Origin of the sequence: Curvibacter sp. AEP1-3, from assembly GCF_002163715.1 — a bacterium.
Lineage (GTDB): Bacteria > Pseudomonadota > Gammaproteobacteria > Burkholderiales > Burkholderiaceae_C > Allorhodoferax.
This window is the reverse complement of record NZ_CP015698.1, coordinates 2,707,470-2,726,211: the sequence shown is the minus strand read 5'-3', so window position 1 is coordinate 2,726,211 and position 18,742 is coordinate 2,707,470. Positions and strand designations below refer to the sequence as shown.

The 18,742-nt window shown below is 54.1% G+C and carries 21 protein-coding genes; 8 read left to right on the top strand and 13 right to left on the bottom strand.

The genetic code is table 11. The features are described from left to right. Positions 1 to 97: 97 nt before the first annotated feature. Together AEP_RS12755 and AEP_RS12750 are read left to right on the top strand one after the other, a co-directional pair. Positions 98 to 1,822 (top strand): IlvD/Edd family dehydratase, encoded by a 1,725-nt coding sequence (locus AEP_RS12755; protein WP_087495724.1) that lies wholly within the window; start codon positions 98 to 100, stop codon positions 1,820 to 1,822. 151 nt (positions 1,823 to 1,973) lie between these two features. Next, a complete protein-coding gene (locus AEP_RS12750) occupies positions 1,974 to 3,515 on the top strand; it encodes a methyl-accepting chemotaxis protein (RefSeq protein WP_087495723.1) in 1,542 nt (513 codons plus the stop codon). Positions 3,516 to 3,773: 258 nt separating this feature from the next. Here AEP_RS12750 and infA read toward each other — a convergent pair whose 3' ends face one another. Further along, positions 3,774 to 4,022: a translation initiation factor IF-1 gene (gene infA, locus AEP_RS12745; RefSeq protein ID WP_087495722.1), complete on the bottom strand. Its 249-nt coding sequence runs from the start codon at positions 4,020 to 4,022 to the stop codon at positions 3,774 to 3,776. A gap of 488 nt (positions 4,023 to 4,510) precedes the next feature. On the opposite strand from infA, the gene AEP_RS12740 reads away from it, so the two are divergent. After that, positions 4,511 to 5,215, top strand: a complete 705-nt coding sequence (locus AEP_RS12740) for a glutamine amidotransferase-related protein (RefSeq protein ID WP_087495721.1) — start codon at positions 4,511 to 4,513, stop codon at positions 5,213 to 5,215. Here the strand turns inward: AEP_RS12740 and AEP_RS12735 are convergent. Continuing rightward, positions 5,212 to 5,697 carry a pyridoxamine 5'-phosphate oxidase family protein gene (locus tag AEP_RS12735; protein ID WP_087495720.1) on the bottom strand — a complete coding sequence of 162 codons (486 nt, stop codon included), beginning with the start codon at positions 5,695 to 5,697 and terminating at the stop codon, positions 5,212 to 5,214. The genes AEP_RS12740 and AEP_RS12735 overlap by 4 nt on opposite strands. A 243-nt stretch (positions 5,698 to 5,940) precedes the next feature. On the opposite strand from AEP_RS12735, the gene AEP_RS12730 reads away from it, so the two are divergent. Next, positions 5,941 to 6,405, top strand: a complete 465-nt coding sequence (locus tag AEP_RS12730) for an Lrp/AsnC family transcriptional regulator (RefSeq protein ID WP_087495719.1) — start codon at positions 5,941 to 5,943, stop codon at positions 6,403 to 6,405. 9 nt (positions 6,406 to 6,414) lie between these two features. Then, the gene (locus tag AEP_RS12725; protein ID WP_087495718.1) at positions 6,415 to 7,170 is read left to right on the top strand and encodes an NRDE family protein; all 756 of its coding nucleotides are present in this window, start codon (positions 6,415 to 6,417) and stop codon (positions 7,168 to 7,170) included. Here AEP_RS12725 and minE read toward each other — a convergent pair. From minE to minC, 3 genes are read right to left on the bottom strand one after another with little or no spacing between them, the layout of a single operon-like run. Continuing rightward, positions 7,167 to 7,427 (bottom strand): cell division topological specificity factor MinE, encoded by a 261-nt coding sequence (gene minE / locus AEP_RS12720; RefSeq protein WP_087495717.1) that lies wholly within the window; start codon positions 7,425 to 7,427, stop codon positions 7,167 to 7,169. The two genes, AEP_RS12725 and minE, sit on opposite strands and share 4 nt — an antisense overlap. A gap of 4 nt (positions 7,428 to 7,431) precedes the next feature. Continuing rightward, a complete protein-coding gene (gene minD / locus AEP_RS12715; protein WP_087495716.1) occupies positions 7,432 to 8,247 on the bottom strand; it encodes a septum site-determining protein MinD in 816 nt (271 codons plus the stop codon). Between the two features lie 34 nt (positions 8,248 to 8,281). Further along, positions 8,282 to 9,058: a septum site-determining protein MinC gene (gene minC / locus AEP_RS12710; RefSeq protein ID WP_087495715.1), complete on the bottom strand. Its 777-nt coding sequence runs from the start codon at positions 9,056 to 9,058 to the stop codon at positions 8,282 to 8,284. Between the two features lie 491 nt (positions 9,059 to 9,549). On the opposite strand from minC, the gene AEP_RS12705 reads away from it, so the two are divergent. After that, positions 9,550 to 11,109, top strand: a complete 1,560-nt coding sequence (locus AEP_RS12705) for a sensor domain-containing diguanylate cyclase (RefSeq protein ID WP_087495714.1) — start codon at positions 9,550 to 9,552, stop codon at positions 11,107 to 11,109. Positions 11,110 to 11,118: 9 nt separating this feature from the next. On the opposite strand, the gene AEP_RS12700 is transcribed toward AEP_RS12705, so the two are convergent. The 3 genes from AEP_RS12700 to AEP_RS12690 form a co-directional block, all read right to left on the bottom strand. Next, positions 11,119 to 11,334 carry a DUF2788 domain-containing protein gene (locus AEP_RS12700; RefSeq protein ID WP_198301823.1) on the bottom strand — a complete coding sequence of 72 codons (216 nt, stop codon included), beginning with the start codon at positions 11,332 to 11,334 and terminating at the stop codon, positions 11,119 to 11,121. Beyond that, positions 11,334 to 12,176 (bottom strand): DUF2189 domain-containing protein, encoded by an 843-nt coding sequence (locus tag AEP_RS12695; RefSeq protein ID WP_087495712.1) that lies wholly within the window; start codon positions 12,174 to 12,176, stop codon positions 11,334 to 11,336. The genes AEP_RS12700 and AEP_RS12695 overlap by 1 nt, the downstream gene beginning before the upstream one ends. An 83-nt stretch (positions 12,177 to 12,259) precedes the next feature. Further along, positions 12,260 to 12,748, bottom strand: coding sequence for a Spy/CpxP family protein refolding chaperone (locus AEP_RS12690; protein ID WP_087495711.1), 489 nt, complete (start codon positions 12,746 to 12,748; stop codon positions 12,260 to 12,262). Positions 12,749 to 12,897: 149 nt separating this feature from the next. On the opposite strand from AEP_RS12690, the gene AEP_RS12685 reads away from it, so the two are divergent. Together AEP_RS12685 and AEP_RS12680 are read left to right on the top strand one after the other, a co-directional pair. Further along, on the top strand, positions 12,898 to 13,827 hold the full coding sequence (locus tag AEP_RS12685; protein ID WP_087495710.1) for a recombination-associated protein RdgC: 930 nt from the start codon (positions 12,898 to 12,900) through the stop codon (positions 13,825 to 13,827). 86 nt (positions 13,828 to 13,913) lie between these two features. Further along, entirely contained in the window at positions 13,914 to 14,804 is an 891-nt protein-coding gene (locus AEP_RS12680) for a dienelactone hydrolase family protein (RefSeq protein ID WP_087495709.1), read from the top strand. A gap of 3 nt (positions 14,805 to 14,807) precedes the next feature. Here the strand turns inward: AEP_RS12680 and AEP_RS12675 are convergent, their stop codons facing one another. The 5 genes from AEP_RS12675 to AEP_RS12655 form a co-directional block, all read right to left on the bottom strand. Next, positions 14,808 to 15,281, bottom strand: a complete 474-nt coding sequence (locus AEP_RS12675; protein ID WP_087495708.1) for a glycine zipper domain-containing protein — start codon at positions 15,279 to 15,281, stop codon at positions 14,808 to 14,810. 193 nt (positions 15,282 to 15,474) lie between these two features. Next, positions 15,475 to 16,209 carry an aspartate/glutamate racemase family protein gene (locus tag AEP_RS12670; RefSeq protein ID WP_087495707.1) on the bottom strand — a complete coding sequence of 245 codons (735 nt, stop codon included), beginning with the start codon at positions 16,207 to 16,209 and terminating at the stop codon, positions 15,475 to 15,477. 5 nt (positions 16,210 to 16,214) lie between these two features. After that, positions 16,215 to 16,925, bottom strand: coding sequence for a GntR family transcriptional regulator (locus tag AEP_RS12665; protein WP_087495706.1), 711 nt, complete (start codon positions 16,923 to 16,925; stop codon positions 16,215 to 16,217). Continuing rightward, positions 16,922 to 17,809: an ABC transporter permease gene (locus tag AEP_RS12660; protein WP_087495705.1), complete on the bottom strand. Its 888-nt coding sequence runs from the start codon at positions 17,807 to 17,809 to the stop codon at positions 16,922 to 16,924. The genes AEP_RS12665 and AEP_RS12660 overlap by 4 nt, the downstream gene beginning before the upstream one ends. Further along, positions 17,806 to 18,726: an ABC transporter permease gene (locus AEP_RS12655; protein WP_087495704.1), complete on the bottom strand. Its 921-nt coding sequence runs from the start codon at positions 18,724 to 18,726 to the stop codon at positions 17,806 to 17,808. Before AEP_RS12655 ends, AEP_RS12660 begins: the two co-directional genes overlap by 4 nt. Positions 18,727 to 18,742 lie beyond the last annotated feature (16 nt).

Below are 18,742 nucleotides of genomic sequence, written 5' to 3'. Positions count from 1 at the left end.
TGTCTCTAAATTCATTTTCTATTATCACTGTGCATTGGTACCATGCCTGCTGTCAAGAACCGGAGGCATCTGCCTCCACGAATAAAGAGGCAAACCCATGGATTCCGAAAAGCCCCCATTCCGCCGTAGCCACGCCTGGTTCGGCCGCCAAGACCGTGATGGTTTTGTGCATCGCAGTTGGCTCAAAAATCAGGGCTATCCCCACGACCTGTTGGATGGTCGTCCCATCATCGGCATTTGCAACACCTGGAGTGAGCTGACACCTTGCAACGGCCACTTCCGTGAATTGGCAGAGTTTGTAAAGCGTGGTGTGTACGAGGCTGGCGGATTCCCGCTGGAATTTCCCGTCATGTCGCTCGGTGAGACCCAACTGCGTCCCACCGCCATGCTGTTTCGCAACCTGGCATCGATGGATGTCGAAGAAAGCATCCGTGGCAACCCCATCGACGGCGTTGTGCTGTTAATGGGCTGCGACAAGACCACCCCGTCTCTGATGATGGGCGCTGCGAGTTGCGATCTGCCCACCATCGGCTTGTCCGGTGGCCCGATGTTGAACGGCAAGTTCCGTGGCAAGGATGTGGGCTCAGGCACCGGCGTGTGGCAAATGTCAGAAATGGTGCGTGCCGGCGAAATGACCATGGAAGAGTTTTCTTCCTGCGAGAGCGATATGCACCGCTCCAGCGGTACCTGTATGACGATGGGCACCGCCTCCACCATGGCCAGCATGGTCGAAGCCTTGGGTATGGCACTACCCGAAAACGCCGCCATTCCGGCAGCCGACACGCGCCGCAAGCGTTTGGCCCAGCTCACCGGCCGCCGTATTGTCGAAATGGTGAAGCAGGACATCAAGATGTCCCAGATCCTTACCCGCCAGGCGTTTGAAAATGCGATCCGTACCAATGCGGCGATCGGTGGATCCACCAACGCCGTGATCCACCTGCTGGCGATAGCCGGCCGAATCGGTGTGGAATTGAAACTGGAAGATTTCGACAAGCTCGGCTCAGAGGTGAACAACATCCTGAACCTGCAGCCTTCCGGCAAATACCTGATGGAGGACTTCTGCTACGCCGGTGGCTTGCCTGCCGTCATGCGTGAAATCCTGCCGATGCTGCATGGCGACGCCCTGACCGTGAACGGCAAAACCATCCGCCAGAACGTCGAGAACGCGCCTTGCTACAACCGCGAAGTCATCAAGACCGTGGAAGAGCCGTTCATGCCAGCCGCAGGCATTGCCGTTGTGCGTGGCAATCTGGCTCCCAATGGCGCTGTGATCAAGCCTTCTGCCGCTTCCAAGCATTTGCTGCAACACCGCGGCCCGGCAGTGGTGTTCGAATCCATTGAGGATTTCCACGCCCGCATTGACGATCCGGATCTGGACATCGACGAGAACAGCGTCATGGTGCTCAAGAACTGTGGTCCCCGCGGCTACCCCGGCATGGCGGAAGTGGGCAATATGCCGCTGCCCCCCAAGGTGCTCAAAAAAGGCATTACCGACATGGTCCGCATCTCGGATGCGCGTATGAGCGGAACTGCCTACGGCACCACAGTACTGCATACCTCTCCTGAAGCGGCGGCGGGAGGCCCTTTGGCGGTCGTACAAAACGGGGACATCATTGAATTGAACGTGCCGGAACGCAAGTTGCACTTGGAGATTTCTGACGAAGAGTTGGCTCGTCGTCTTGCTGCATGGCAAGCGCCTGAGAAACCAAAACGCGGTTGGTACAAGCTATACGTCGAGACAGTTCAACAAGCGCACTTGGGTGCCGATCTCGACTTTTTGGTGGGTGGAAGCGGCGCAGCCGTTCCACGCGACTCCCACTAAATTGCGTACTGTTTGAAGCCTTTAAGGCCCATAGCGACGGAAATACCGTTGTTATGGGCCTTTTTCGTCGTTGCGAAGCATGCTATTTTTCACCCCATAAGCGTAGGTAGCAGCTGGATTTGGCCCCGATACAACCATAAGGAGACAGGCCATGAATATCAAAGACATGAAGATTTCCACGCGTCTGATGGCGGTGATGGGCGGACTGACCGCATTGCTGGTCGCCGTTGTGGTGCTTGCAATCTCGCAGATGCAAGCCATGCGCAATGACACCACCGCTATCACCACCAATTGGTTGCCGAGTGTGGGCCTCGTAGGCGACCTGAAAGCGGGCCTGGCAGATTTGCGGGCATGGGAAAGTCAGCATGTACTCAACACCGACGAAGGCGCCATGGAGCGCATAGAAAAACTGGCTTCGCAAGCGGTGGCCACCGTTGAGGCCACACGGCAGGAATACGGCAAATTGGTTAACGAGCCCGACGAGAAAACCTTGTTTGATGCGCTGGAAACCGACTGGAAAGCGTATCAGGCATTGCACGTGCAACTGATCGACATGTCGACCAAACGTGAAAAGTTTCCTGCCCGCAAGCTGTTGGAAGGCGATGCAAAGGTCTTGTTTGACAAAATCATTGTCACTACCAAAAAGATCTCTGAGTACAACCAATCCGGTGCCACGTTCGCCAGTAGCAAAACGGAAAATAGCTTCAATACTGCGCGTGCCTCCATGCTCACGGCACTGTTGCTTGGCGCAATTGCTGCGGTTTTTGCCACCCTGTGGGTGACCAAGTCAGTTACCGGGCCGATATCGACGGTAATCGATCTGGCAGACAACATTGCTGATGGTGATTTGTCCAAGACCATCAAAGTGGACTCGGCCAACGAAACCGGCCAACTGCTGGCGGCTTTGCAACGCATGCAAACCAAGTTGGCCAGCGTGGTATCTCAAGTGCGCTCAGGCTCCGAATCCGTAGCCACCGCCAGCGCCGAAATCGCCCAAGGCAACAACGACCTCTCCGCCCGCACCGAACAACAAGCCAGCGCTCTGGAAGAAACCGCAGCGTCCATGGAAGAACTCGGCTCCACCGTCAAACAAAACGCCGACTCCGCCCGTCAAGCCAATCAACTGGCCATGAATGCCTCTACCGTCGCTATTCAAGGTGGAGAAGTCGTCGGCCAGGTCGTGGAGACCATGAAAGGCATCAACGAATCCAGCCGCAAGATCGCAGACATCATCAGCGTCATTGACGGAATTGCCTTCCAGACCAACATCCTGGCCCTGAATGCTGCGGTAGAAGCCGCAAGAGCAGGAGAACAGGGCCGGGGCTTTGCAGTCGTAGCCTCTGAAGTCCGGTCCCTCGCAGGACGGTCTGCCGAAGCCGCCAAAGAAATCAAGACCCTGATCAACGCCAGCGTAGAGCGGGTAGAGCAAGGCAGTAGTCTGGTAGACAAAGCCGGTGAAACCATGACCGAAGTAGTCAGCAGCATCCGCCGGGTGACAGACATCATGGGAGAAATCAGCGCCGCCAGTTCAGAACAGAGTGCCGGTGTCTCTCAGGTTGGAGAAGCAGTCACCCAGATGGACCAGGCTACGCAACAGAACGCCGCATTGGTGGAAGAGATGGCAGCGGCTGCGAGCAGCCTGAAGAGTCAGGCCAATGACTTGGTGCAGGTGGTGGCCACCTTCAAGCTGTGAGCAAAATCAGCCTCTAATCGGGCTCTGGCGCTCGTAAAGTATGCGCGAGCAGCTATTAAATTAATAGCAATTTAGACTGTTTGCTTTTCCTCATGATGCTTGGATTTATCCACGGTAGCGTTGCACCCCGTACGTGTTGGTAATTCCAACACGAACCCAAACCCATGTATTTTTCCGCCAAGAATGATCAGCGGAGTAAGGCTATTCGTGGCAGGTGCCCGCCATCAGACGACCACCGGCCTATGTCCAAGTTGCTGATCAGCGACGTGGGGTCATCGGGCCGCGGCCTTCGATGTGACGGAAGTTGATACGACCCTTGCTCAGGTCATAGGGAGACAACTCCAGGGAAACACGGTCACCCGCCAGAATGCGGATGTGGTTCTTGCGCATCTTGCCTGCCGAATAGGCGATCAGCTGGTGACCATTGTCCAAGGTGACGCGGAAACGGGTATCAGGCAACACTTCGTTAACCACGCCCATCATTTCAATCAGATCTTCTTTTGCCATAAAACTTCCTCTGAACCTATGAATTACCAGGAGCCGGTTCGAGCTTGTGTCCGGTAAAAAACTTGTGCGTTTGCAGATTCCGCCAGCGCAACAAGCGTTGAAAAATCGACACCAAAATTCAATATTTGTGCGCGTCGCACCAGTGCAGCCGGCAATGCGCTATTTGCCAAGTTGAACTGTGTGTAAATCGTCAAACTAATTTTGGTTCTGAATTTATAAATATACAAACGCGCCAACTGCAAAGGAAGTGGACTGGTTATCCGTCTGCAGCTACCGGTAGGTATTGGGAGTCGCTCTAGAAGCCGAATAGGCGCTGGATTGGAACCTCCACAGTCGGGAGAATTGTGTTTTTGCACGAGGCTCAGACACTGCCAATCGCTTTTTGGCGACTCGCTAATGTAGCATGGAGCACTGAAACCGGAACTTCACGCCCTGTTTTGACTCGACAGGGTGTGGTTTTCTTAGTGAAACTCGGGAATATTCAAAGCATGAAACTCTGCATTCTGGACAACGACACCATCGACGAAGCCTTAATCCCGGTGTACGGCAATTACGGTGCCATGTTGGAGAAAGTCCTTCGTGATGCCGGGGCTGCCGATTGGACAATGGATCGTTTCAGCACACCGCACGGTGAATACCCGGCGAATTTTGCAGATTACGACGCTGTGCTTCTTACGGGCAGCAAAGCAGACTCCTTCTCAGATGAGCCTTGGGTGGTAGAGCTGCGGCGCAGGGTCACCGCGCTGTTGTCCACCGACATCAAGTTGTTGGGTGTGTGTTTTGGCCATCAGTTGATCGCTCTGTGCATGGGCGCCAAAGTGGGTCGTGCACCTCAAGGCTGGGTAACGGGACGCAACACGTACCAGTGGCACGCAGAAGATCTCGTAGACAACAACCGTGATGGTTTCGCTTTGTTGGCCAGCCACCAGGACCAGGTCTTGGAGTTACCCGAAGGCGCACGACTGCTTGCGAGCAGTGACCGATGCCCTATCGCTGCCTACTCCAAGGGCAGAGAAGTCCTGTGCATTCAACCTCATCCCGAGTTTGTAGAAGATTACAGCGCCTATCTTTTGAACAAACGTCGCGCGCTTCTGGGTGACGAGCACTACGCGTCCAGCATGGAAAGTCTGCAATACGGACACGAGGGCGCAGACTTTGCCAAAGTCATGGTCGCTTTCGTCGAAAGCAACTAACTGGTCTCAATAGCTGCCTGCAGGCTTGCTTGGTCAAGCTTTCTGGCGGCACCAAATCCGGCAACAACCCGGCCTGAAAGTGGCTTGATTTTGACAAAAGCAAAGTCCTGCAAATCGGTCATGAATCCCGCTTCAGGGAAACGTTGAACATATGCATCGCGTGCTGGGGCGTAGTCAGAACTTTGTCTGTCAATGAATTCAATATCGGCTTGAATTGAAAGTCTTGGCAGCGCGTGAACTTCTTCACCTGCTGTTTCTGGCTTTGAAATCAAAACTGCTGCCTGTAATTGGCGCTTCAGATAGCCAAAGTGTGGCGCCAGTGCGCTCACATGAATCAACAGGGATGCCTGCTCACGTAACAGCGCAAAGGGAACCAAGGACGCGTGGGGAAGTCCGTCATCGTCAACAGTTGCCAAAGTGGCGATGCGTTGTCCACCCAGCAGTTTTGAAATCACTGAATGAAAATTTGTGGTCTCGCTCATGCAGTGATCGTACCCGCCATCAAAAACGCCCCGCTATCGGTTGAATAGCAAGGGCGTTAAAGGTAGAGGCTTTGGTAAAACCTGCAGTGAACCGGTTCCTTGTGAGTCCCGCAATAAGTGAGGCTGTGATTCAACCCTGAGAAGAAGTGTATGGCGGTTGAGCAAGCATTAGATTGCGAAGTTGCTCTATTTCTCTATATATTTGGCATAATATTTTATAAATTTATGTTTTATAGATAGATTATGGAAATAGATCGCATAGATCAGCAAATTCTGGAAATCCTTCAAGTAGACGGCCGGATTGCCAACCAGGATTTGGCAGATCGCATTGGTTTGTCTCCCTCGCCCTGCCTGCGCAGGGTCCGAGCGCTTGAAGAATCCGGCTTGATTACGGGTTATCGCGCCATGTTGGATGCCAAAAAGCTGGGTCTGTCTTTGATCGCTTTGGTCCACATCTCCATGGACAGACATACGCCGGAACGATTTGCCAACTTTGAGGCCAGCGTTGGCGTACTGCCTGAAGTGCTTGAATGCCTGCTCATCACTGGCCAGGATGCGGACTATCAAATCAAAGTTGCCGTTAAAGACATGGATCATTACCAGACCTTGTTATTGAACAAGCTCACCCGGATTGAAGGAGTCACAGGTGTTCACTCCAGCTTTGTGCTGCGTCGTGTGATCGATAGAACCGCACTTCCCTTGGTCTAAGGTGTTTCAATGTGCCTCATCGTCTGGGACTGGGATCCGGAATCCAAAAAGTTGCTTCTTTTGAGTAATCGTGATGAAGCGTACCAACGGCCTACTTTTCCCTTGCATGCATGGCCTGATTCCAACATCTACGCAGGAAAAGACCAGGAAGCACTCGGTACTTGGTTGGGCTGCAGTCGCAAAGGCAGAATGGCAGCGGTCACCAATTTCAGGAGCGGCAAAGCACCCAATCCACAGGCAAAAAGCCGGGGTGAATTGGTTACTCAATTCTTGTCTGCTGCGCTTGATGCCGAAGAATATCTCGATAAGATTTCGACACAAGCTAATGCTTACAACGCGTTCAACTTGCTGGTATTCGACGGTGAAACTTTGGCTGGCTTTGAAAGCCATACGGGTCAGATTCTGACCATGTTGCCGGGCATTTCGGGCGTGTCGAATGCTGGATTTGACACACCCTGGCCCAAGTTGGTGGCTACTAAGAGCAAACTTTCACATCTTCGAGAAACGAAAAGCGTTTCTGAAGAAGATTACTTTGCTTTACTGAGCGATAGTCGCCTTGCAAGTTTGAACACCTGCCCCTCAACCGGTGTCCCGCAACACATCGAACACCAGCTGTCTGCTGTCTTTATCAAAATGCCCGGATATGGAACACGGGCTAGCAGTCTTGTGCAGATTGACCCTGCTGCTATCTCATTCCAAGAACGTACGTTCAATGAACGAGGATTGCAGGGTCAAACAAATTTGCAGTTTCCTATCAGCGCTTAACGCGCGTCAGGTAGCTCAATTTTGACTTCCAGCACTTCCAGGTTGTCCTGACGTTCCAGGTTGACTTTGATATCGTCAGGATTGATCTTGATGTACTTGCTGATGACAGCAACCAGATCCCGTTGCAGATCGGGTAGATAGTCAGGTTCCGCTGCATTCCGGCCACTGCGTTCATGGGCCAGGATGATTTGCAACCGTTCCTTTGCAACACTTGCTGTCTTCTTTTTCTCGCCGATCAGAAATGAAAGGAATGACATAGCCTCATTTCCCTCCGAACAGGCGCTTCAGCAAACCTTGTTTGGGAGCCTCGGTAAATCGCATGGGCTTTTCAGCACCCAAAAAGCGATCGATCACGTCTTTATAGGCTTCAGATACATCGCTGCCTTGCATGTGTACAGCAGGAACGCCCTGGTTCGATGCTTGCAAAACAGATTCACTTTCAGGTATCACACCAATCAACGGTATGCGCAAGATATCCTGAATATCTTCTAGGGACAGCATCTGCCCTTGGTCTACGCGTGCCGGGTTGTAACGTGTGATGAGCAAATGCTCCTTGATCGGCGTTGTACCTTCCATCGCACGCTTGGTCTTGCTCGACAGCATTCCGAGAATGCGGTCTGAATCGCGCACGGATGAGACCTCCGGATTGGTGACCACCAGGGCTTCGTCAGCGAAATGCATTGCCATCAGTGCGCCGGTCTCAATACCAGCAGGCGAGTCGCACACGATGTATTCGAAGTCCATGGACGACAAGTCATTCAACACCCGCTCCACGCCTTCCTGCGTGAGTGCATCTTTGTCGCGTGTTTGTGAGGCAGCAAGGATGTACAAGTTATCGCATTGCTTATCCTTGATCAGTGCCTGATTCAGGTTGGCTTCGCCCTGAATCACATTGATCAGGTCATAAACGACACGACGCTCACAGCCCATGATCAGGTCCAGATTGCGCAAACCCACATCAAAGTCAATGACAGCGGTTTTGTGTCCACGCAATGCCAACCCTGTTGCAAAACTAGCGCTGGTTGTCGTTTTGCCAACCCCGCCTTTGCCCGATGTAACAACAATGATCTTGGCCATGTGAAGCAGGTCTTTCAAAAAGAAGTGAAATGTTTCAAGCCTTGAGGGCTTCTATTAATAATTTTTCTTGTCCGTCATCACTGAGCCGGACTTGAGCCGTCTTCCCATGGACCTCCTTGGGAAACGGATTCTCACTGGTGCGATACACGCCAGCAATGGAAACCAACTCCGGTTCCAGTGATAGCGCAAAAATTCTCGCTTTGGCATTTCCTCTGGCACCTGCCATGGCTTTGCCGCGTAAAGCTGCGTACACATGAATGTTACCGTCAGCCACTACTTCAGCGCCTTGGTTGACCATAGCCAAAACCACTAGATCACAGCCCTTGGCATAGACTTTTTGTCCAGATCTCAATGGTTTGTCTATCACCATGGTCGCTGGCCCGGGAACTTCACGGATGACTTCCTGAACCAGTGTCTGCCTTGGTTCGGGAATTACCGTGGCAGCTTTTGAACGCTGAACTTCCGGCTCCGCTTTGAACAGACCTAGCTTCTCCGCAGCTTCAGCCCAAGCAGGGTGGTTACAACGGTAGGCAACAGGAATCAGATTACAGGTTTTCAAGACCCGTAGCAGAGGTTCTAGTCCTTGCGCTGGTACATCGACATCCAAGGATGAGAAATCCAGGACCAGGCCATCCTTCTCAAAGAAATCCGGTGTTTCGCCCTGCGGTCCGAATGCAGCGTTCAACTCTTCCGCAAGGGTTTGAAAGTCGCTGGTCTTCACCAGCAAAGCAACCAACGGCAATTGGGCGCTTTTGATTTCAAACGTGCTGCGTTTTGAGGATGACGGTTGCACGGCAGAGGGTGCTGGCATGAAAGGGTTAAGACAGATTCATCAGAAGGTGGCAAATCTTACTTGATGCGAAGGTGTCTTCCCTTGATTTATCGATGGAAATTGCAGATGTACACAAGATTTCTCAAAATAAATTCATTATTGCAAAAGTGGGGAAAAAGTTTTCCTTGCTATTGTCTTAATTCTTTAAATTCAAAATAGTAGTAGTAGATAAGGAAAGCACTTTTCTGTTGATAAGCCATAGAAACCTATATAAATCAATAGCTTAAAGCTCATCTACTCTTGTGCGTGACTGTGCTTTGGTTTTGTACCCGGAACAGGGATAAGTTTGAAAAAAACCTCTGAACTGTGGATAAGTAGAAGTTGTCATCGAGTTTATACACAGGGTTATGCTCATTTGCTTGTGTTGTTGACACGTGCCATTTACAACGCACTTTTGTTCCGGTTTGACCATTTCAGCTGACAATGCCTTTGCGCTTGAAACAGGGTGTGCGCCAGAAAGAGAAGCAAGCATGGTTGAGAAACGTTCATTCGAGATTGCCCGAGAGACTTTGAAGCAGCTCACGGCAAGAAAGCTGGTCCCTACGCCGGCCAACTACCAGTCTGTCTATAACGAGATAGCCGGTATTCCTTCTGTGCAACCGTTTCCGGCAGACTTCCTGCGCGATCTATCCCAATCGTTGCCGCTCAAGACGCCCGGTCAACAGAAACAAAAAGGCTTGTTGGACTATGCAATCGATCGTTTGAGTTGGGATGGTGTCAAATCGGCCCTGGTGGGTTATGGCGCGTTTGCGCCTGTTGTGGCGTCGGACGCAGCAACATCGCCGCTAACGTCTTCTTCAGCAGCTAGTGCAGAACCACCGCCTGCTAATCCGCCTGCTTTGACAGCGGAGTTTTTTGCGCAAATCGCCAGGTTGATTGAATACGCACAACCGGCGTTGGGTACAGACGACGAGCGTTTTGTGGAGCAAACCGGTCTTTTGCTTCAGGCAATGCGCAAACCAGATGCGGATGCCTTCACATTGAAGACCATGTTGGTGAATTACAGCCACCGGCTTTCCTTTGCAGCAGAAGACCAGGCCGAAATTCGCAAGGGTCTTCTCAAGCTACTGCATTTGGTCTTCACGAACATCGGTGAGCTGAGTCTGGATGAACAGTGGCTCAAAGGTCAGATGGATGCGTTGATGAGTGTGTCAACACCGCCATTGAGTTTGCGGCGCTTGGACGAGCTTGAACGCCTCTTGGCCGATGTCATCTTTAAACAGAAAGACGCCAAATACAAGGCGTTGGAAGCTCAAGACGAAATGCGACGTATGTTGGCCGCATTTATAGAACGGCTTGCCCAGATGACCCAGTCCACCGGCACATTCCAAAGCAAGTTGGAAGAAAGTGCCCGCCTGATTGAGCAGGCCAAGAGCATTGCGGACATTGCGCCTGTGTTGAAAGAGGTTGTGGGCACTACACGCAATATGGCGCAAGAAAGCCAGCTGTCCCGAGAACAGTTAGGTGCCATGCAGGAACGCGCCAAACAGACAGAGGCCGAGCTGGCCAAACTGCATAAGGAACTAGACAGGGTCAGTTTGCAGGCTCGTCACGATGCGCTTACAGGTGCTTTGAATCGCAAGGGACTGGATGAGGCTCTGAATCGCGAAATATCCACCATGAGGCGCAATGAAAGCGTCCTAAGCGTTGCGTTGCTGGACATTGATAACTTCAAGAAGCTGAACGATACCTTGGGTCATGCAACTGGCGATGTGGCCCTGACGCATTTGGCTGCTGTTGCTAAAGAATGTATGCGTCCTCAGGATACATTGGCTCGGTACGGTGGTGAAGAATTTGTGATTCTTTTGCCCGATACGCCATTGGACAAAGGCATTGAAGCCATGACCCGATTGCAGCGGGAATTGACCAAACGCTTCTTCTTGTCTGGAACGGAGAAAGTATTGATTACTTTCAGTGCGGGCGTGGCTCAGGTTGTGGCGCAAGAGGAACCTGCTGATGCCATCCGGCGAGCAGACCAGGCAATGTATCTGGCAAAGCGGGCTGGCAAAAACCGTGTTTTGGGTGCCTGAAGCAGCTGGCTACAGCGTGGAAGTCAGGAACCACTGAATCAGGAACTTAGCGGCAAAGCCCACCATGCCAAAAGCCAAGCCCAAGAAAAGCACAAAGGTGCCAAACTTGCCTGCTTTGGATTCCCATGCCAGTTGTCCGATGATGAAGAGCATGTAGAGCATAAATGCTCCCACGCCGAAAGTAAGCCCAAAAGCGGCGATCTGTTCTTCTGAAAAGCCGAACATCACTTCGCTCCCGTACCGGGAGTCGAACCCTTGTCCTGAAGGTGGGTATCAATGTCAGGTGCAACCAGATCCCGATAGGCGTGCCAACTGGCATGCCCCAGCATCGGAATCACAAAAATCAGACCTATCAAAAGGGAAGCTAGTCCCAGAAATGTGAACCCCATGATCAAAGCAGCCCACCAGGCCATAACGCCAGGGTTGCTAAGAACCACTTGCCAGCTAGTCAGTACAGCGGTTTTGATATTGACTTTGCGGTCCAGCAGCAAAGGCATCGCGACAACACTGGATGCGAACATGGGCGCTGCCAATATGGCACCCATAGCCAGCCAGAGCTCAAAGAGCCAGCCATGCGGTGAGAGAACTACCAACTGAATGAAATCTGCAGGAGAGTTCACAGGGGCCGGTGCCAGCAAGGTAATGAGTGCTGCGGATGTGAGTACCCATGTCGTAGCGGCACCTGCTAACAGAATGCCAAAACGCAACATGCACCAATAGTCCTCGCTCCATCGATTAAGGCGCTGGTTTTGCCAATTCAGCCAGGTTTGTGCGATGACTTCCCAGTCGGCAGGCTCATCCCGTTCAATTGCACGACTCAGTGCATACAAGCTCGTCGCCAGCACTGGAGCAACGACCAAGAATCCCGTTAGTGCTCCTGCCAAAAGCCAAAACTTGTGTCTGGCGAACGCGACAATGGCAGCGCCGATAAAGGTCAATATCAGTCCATGGGACAGACTTGCGATACCGGAATGTTGAATATCCCGCCAACCCATGCCTAACCACACCAAAGGCCGCATGAAGCCGACAGTGCGGACGGAGATAACTGGTGTTGGCAATGGGTTCATGGTCAAGAACAGTCTACGGGAGTCACCCCGCAGAGTTCTTGACCATGATCAAGGAGAAGCACTCATAGAGCGTTTAGCAATGCTTAATGCTTGGACATGCCGCCGTCATGGTGCCCCTTCATGTTGGCAAATTCGGTGTCAAATACCTTTTTTTGTTCCGCAGTCAGCGTGCCATAAAAGGTTTTAACGGCCTGATCGCGCTGTTCCATTTGTGCGGTGCGGGCAGCCATATGCTCAGTACGCAGTGCTTTGATTTTGTCCAGGCGTTCCGGCGTAGGCAGCTTGGCGAGCTCAGCGCGGTCCGTGGCGGGTTTGGTTTGCGGTGCTGGCGGCTTCATGCTGTTGGAGAAAGCGGTCCAGTTGGCTTCCTGTGCCGCTGTAATTTTGAGTTTTGCTTTCAGTTCCGCGCTGCGCTTGGCATGCATTTCTTCCATTTTGGCGGGGTCCATGCGATGCATGCCGGGCCGTTGGTCGTACTGGCCTTCATCAGCACCGTGCTTCTGCGCCAATACGGAAAAACCGGCACTGGCCAACAGGCCGGCGACCACCAGAGTTTTGAATGCGGGTTTCATTGGAGTGTCCTTAAAGTGGATACCTGCAGCAGACATTGCCTTCAGGTTGAAACCGAGTGTTGCTTCAGTATGTAACGCTGGCATGCAGAAGCGATATCGATTTGTAAAGATGCATGAAAATGTCTAATTAACAAATTGATAGGTGTTGTGTGTTTAAAAACGTGATCGTGTATCGCTTGGTGTCCCCTTGGTCTGTGACGCAGGCCCAACTTGAAGATGCATTGCAGGCGGACCGTTTTGTGGAATGCGGTGCCAGTCAGGAAAAATCAGTAGGCTGGACAGAGCCCCGGGGTCAAGCACATGGACCTTTGGTAGAAGTAGTGGGTGGTCAGTGGGTGTTGAAGCTCATGATGGAAGTGAAATCTGTTCCCGGCTCGGTCGTCAAACGCAAGGTCGAAGAACAGGTTGCCCAGATCGAAGTCAGCACCGGCCGCAAACCCGGCAAAAAAGAAGTCCGAGAGTTGCGGGATGACGCACGCCTTGCTTTATTGCCCATGGCATTTACCAAGCAAGGTAGCGTGGGGGTGTGGATAGATCCCAAAAGCGGCTGGCTCGTGTTGGATGCAGGCAGCCAAGGCAAGGCGGATGAGGTGATGACTGCATTGATCAAAGCCATCCCCGATTTTGCAGTTCAGTTGGTCAATACCCAGATATCTCCCGCAGCAGCCATGGCTGTGTGGTTGTCCACACGGGAATCACCTACAGATTTTTCCGTTGACCGGGAATGTGAGCTGAAAGCCTCCGACGAGTCCAAAGCAGTGGTGCGCTACACCCGACATCCTCTCGATACTGAAGAGGTGAGCCAACACATTGCCTTGGGGAAAATGCCGACCCGCTTGGCCATGACCTGGAATGACCGGGTTTCCTTTGTGTTGACTGAAGCCTTGCAACTCAAAAAAGTCACGTTTCTCGACACTGTGTTTGAAGAAGCCTCCAAGGCGGCAGGGGATGGCAAGGACGACAACTTTGATGCCGATGTCATCATTTCCACCGGTGAACTATCTCAATTGATTCCGGACTTGATGGAGGCTTTGGGTGGCGAAGTTCCTTTGGGGTCCATGCCGGGAGCACCTGCGTAAAGACGCGATGGCGGTAGGGGTTTGGCAAAACTTCTGCCGGTTCGTCACACGACTTGGCTACTCTGCTACTTTTTTGGGGAGACACCATGCCGCGCAAGACAGCCCAAGACTTTGATCAGGAACTGCTCATTCTTTTTGATGCCTATGTGCATGGTGTCGTAGACCGGCGGGGGTTCCTGGAAAAAGCCCAGAAGTTCGCCGTAGGAGGCATGACAGCAGTAGGTTTGCTGGCTGCGTTGAGCCCGGACTTTGCTTCTGCCCAGCAGGTTGCCAAAGATGACAAACGTATCGTTACCTCTTCGGTGGAACTTCCATCACCCGCAGGCTATGGAACCGTCAAAGGGTACTTGGTACGTCCTGCAGGGACGCAAGGCAAGTTGCCGACCGTTCTGGTGGTGCATGAAAACCGGGGCTTGAATCCACACATTGAAGACATCGCCCGTCGCCTTGCCCTGGAGGGCTATCTGGTCTTTGCGCCGGATGCCTTGGCGCCCTTGGGAGGCTATCCCGGCGATGAAGACAAAGCCAGGACCCTGTTTGCGACCTTGGACCAGAAGAAGACAGCAGAAGACTTTGTGGCTTCTGCCCAGTGGTTGCAATCTCACCCGGACGCGACAGGCAAATTGGGGGTTGTCGGTTTCTGCTACGGTGGGGGTGTGGCACATGCGTTGGCTGTGCGTCTGCCTAACCTGTCGGCTGCAGTGCCGTTCTATGGCAACCACCCGGCAGCAGAAGACGCTGCCAAGGTCAAAGCGCCCTTGTTGATCCATTTTGCCGGGGTAGACGAACGCATCAATGCAGCCTGGCCTGCTTATGAAGCGGCCCTGAAAGCAGCGGGAGTACGTTACACCGCGCACCAATACGCTGGCACCCAGCATGGTTTCAATAACGACACCACGCCCCGCTTTGATGCTGCAGCTGCCAAGCTGGCTTGGGAACGCACCCTGGCGTTCTTTAGTCAGACTTTGAAGGCCTAAGTCTTAGTCGTCATACCGGTCGTGGCCCCGGCCGCGACCATGGTGACCATGGCGGTGGTGGTGGTCAAATTCCCTGCCGTATCGTTCATCTCCCCGGCGGTAGCCGGCGTGGTAGCCGTAGCCCTCGCGCCCCCGGCTTTCAAAACGTCGATCAGGCACTTGTCGGTTTCCCATGTTGCGTGCGATACCGGTGCCAGCAGCACCGCCTATGCCCGCACCGACAATCGCACCCGAGCGACCGCCGACTGACTGGCCCACCGCAGCACCTGCGGCACCCCCTACGGCGCCACCAATCACCGCGCCATTCTGGTTGCGGCCGTGACTTGTTACAGCGGCGCCAGCAGCGCCACCCAATGCGCCACCAATCACCGCACCGCTCTTGCCACCCACGCTTTGTCCCAGAACCGCACCTGCCGCTGCACCTGCGCCACCCCCGAGCAGGGGTGTCCAGTCATCAGCGTGTACCAAGGGAGACATCAGGAGTGCACTGGCAACACAAGCGCCTGCAATCCAACGAGGGTTCTGAATAGCGGAACGGAATGTGGATAAGTTCAACATGCATCAAGGGGCGAGGCCCGCACCGCCAGAAGTGACGGTTTATGCACCTACAACGGTGCGTTGTTCACCGGGATGACGCGGATTACAAGCCTTTACACCTGCAGCAATTTGCTTACCTGCTGCCCAAAGCGCTTAACTCGGGCGATACCTGCGCCCATTGCACCGGAAAGCCATTGCGGCGTTGGAATTGTGCGTCCAGTGACAAAACATGCACGGTCCCGGCAACGACACTGTCAATCACGGGCACCGGCACCCGGGCTTGTACAGACGCAGCCATACCCGCCAAGCCGGCGCCTCCCAGAACAATGCTGCGGACTTCCAGGTGGGCCGCCGCTTGCAGGCAGGCTTGAGTCAAAAGCTCCAAGGCAGCTTGCGGATCATTGGCCAGCTCTACGCCGCTGGGTGCAACGGTATGAATATCGATCAGCGCTCGGTGCAAATCCAAGCCCAGTGCCAGGCGCTGCAGCATGGGTTTCCACTTGGCGCCACCCGTGACCACGGCAAATCCGCCAAGGCGGCTGGCCTGCAGGAATGAGGCTTCTGCCAAACCGGTTACCGGTGCCGCACTGCCTTCGCGCAAGGCCCACAGGCCGGGGTCGCCAAAGCAGGCGATGAGAACAGCATCCGGTTTCTCGACGGATGCATTGCATTGGTCTGCCGCCCATGCATCCAACAAGGCGTGGCCGGCCACCGCGTAGCTGGCCTCGCAAGCGATATAAGGTGCGCCAAACCGCGCGGTAACGGTGTCCACGTGCACCGCAGGTCCGGCGGCTAATTGCACATGGTGTTGCACCAGGGCGCTCACCGTGGTCGAGGTGTTGGGGTTGATCACCAGCAAACGGCGCATGGATGTCAATCGGTGGCGGGCGCGCCGAACAAGGACAACAAGTCCGGTGCATCGTCCACGGCTTCCGTGAAGTGCAGTTGTTGTTCCAGTTGTGCCAGGTGTTCGTGCATCAAGCGGGCGGCTTCGCGCGGGTCGCGCAGGCGGATGGCGTCCAGCAACGCACGGTGCTCCTGGCAGCCGCACGACGTGGCCTCAGATTTGGCCTGTACATGGTTGTCGCTGTAGGTCATCAAGATCAACGAGGTGCGCGACACCAGTTCACGCAAGATGCGTCCCAGCGTCTGGTGGTCGGACGCATTCGCGATGTGCAAGTGAAAGTCCCCGGACAGCCGAATGGCACGGCGCATGTCTCCACTGGCGCGCGCCGCCTCTTCTTCATTGATGCACTGGGTGAGGGTGGCAATGTCGTCCGCTGTAGCGCTGGCAATAAAACATTCGATCAGGGTGGGCTCGATCATTCGGCGCACCTCAAACACTTCGCGCGCTTCTTTCTCGGTGGGCTGGGCCACCATGGCACCGCGGTTGGGCGTCAGCGTCACAATCTGTTCGTTGGCCAGGCGCACCAGTACCGGGCGAATGCGGGTGCGCGATACGCCGAACGCACTGGCCAGCTTTTCTTCAATGAGTTTGGTACCGGGCGGCAGTCGGTGGTCCAGGATGGTGGCCACCATGCGCTCGTAGATCTCGTTTTCCGTCAGTGCAACAAATTCGCTCATGTGTCCCGCTTTGCTTGCTGGCGCTTCGCCAACAGGTTGGACAGCCCCACGGCCAGTCCCATCACGAGAAACGATACCACCATGGTTACCGTGCCCAGCGCGTAGATGGACGGGGTGGTCACGGTGGTGGTGAGGCCTTGCAACTCCAGGGGCAGGGTGTTGACATCACCAATAGCTTGCGTGGTGCGGGCAATCTCATCCCAGCTCAGCGTGAAGCCGAACATGCCGATGCCGACCACCGAGGGTGCAATCAGCGGCAGCACGACGTGGCGGAAGGTCTGCCATGGCGTAGCACCCAGATCGCGGGCTGCCTCTTCATAGGCAGGGTTGAAGCGGTTGAAGATGGCAAACATGATGAGCAGGCCGAAGGGCAACGTCCAGGTCAGGTGAGCCCCCAGTGCCGAGGTATAGATGCCTAAGGCAGTGCCGTAGTTTTCCAACGCGCTTTCCATGCCGAAGGTCTCCAGCATCTTCTTGATGGCGCCATCCAGCAGGCGGAACTCCAGGCCGATACCCAGCGACACAATGATGGACGGCATGATCAAACTGGCCACCACGGTAAAAAACAGCACATTCGCAAAGCGCAGTTTTTTGCGGAACGCCAAACCCGCCAGCACCGAGAACACCACGGTGACGACCATTACGGTCAACCCCAGGCCCAGTGAGCGTTTCAGTGCGGAACTGATGTCGACTGTGCCCAGCCCTTCTGCGAGCTTGTGGAACCAGTGCAAGGACATGCTGCGCATCGGAAAAGTCAGGCCGCCGTCCGGGCCCTGAAAACTCAGCACCACGATGACCAACATGGGTCCGTAAAGAAACAGCACATAGGCGGCAAAAAATGCAGCCAATAGCCAGAAGGCGGGTGAACGACGGTCGGAATTCATAGCTCTTTCCGGATGTCGACCATGCGGGTTAGCGCCCAGATGATCATCAAGACAATGGCCAGCAGCACCACGGCATTGGCCGCGGCGAGCGGGAACTGCAGGTAAGACGTTTGCACCTGGATGATCTTGCCCACGGAGGCAATCTGTTGACCGCCCATGACGCCGATGGTCACGAAGTCGCCCATCACAATGGTGATGACAAAGATGGAGCCGATGATGATGCCGGTGCGGCACAGCGGCACGATCACATTCCACAGGGTTTGCCAGCCGCTGGCGCCGCTGTCGTTGGCAGCTTCAATCAGGCTGCGGTCTATGCGCATCATGCTGTTGAAGATGGGCACGATCATGAAGGTGGTGAACAGGTGCACAAACGCCAGGACCACCGAGAAGTTGGAGAACAACAGCCACTCAATCGGCTGGTCGACCATGCCGTAGCCGACCAGAAAGTCATTCACCAGCCCGTTGCGACCCAGCAGTGGCACCCAGGCAATCATGCGGATCACATTGGAGGTCCAGAAAGGAATGGTGCAGATGACGAAGAGCACCACCTGCATGCCGCTGGACTTCACATGGAAAGCCAGAAAGTACGACACGGTAAAGCCGATCACCAGGGTCAGGGCCCATACCAGCAGGCAGAACTTGAACGTTGACAGGTAGGTCTTGAGGGTGACGCACAGGTCGCCTGAATCATTGCGCGACAAGCAGCCTTCGAACACCGAGATGTAGTTCTTGAAGGTGAAACCCGGCAGCATTTCGTACTGGTTGTAGTCCCAGAAACTCACCATCAGCACCAAGGCCAATGGAATCATAAAGAAGAGCACAAACACCGTGGTCAGTGGCAAGGCCTGCCACCAGGCCGCAAGCGTGCGGCCCGGGGCAGATGCCGCCGGAAGTGAAGGTGTCGAAGGTGCGCTCATGATGTTTTCACTTCCT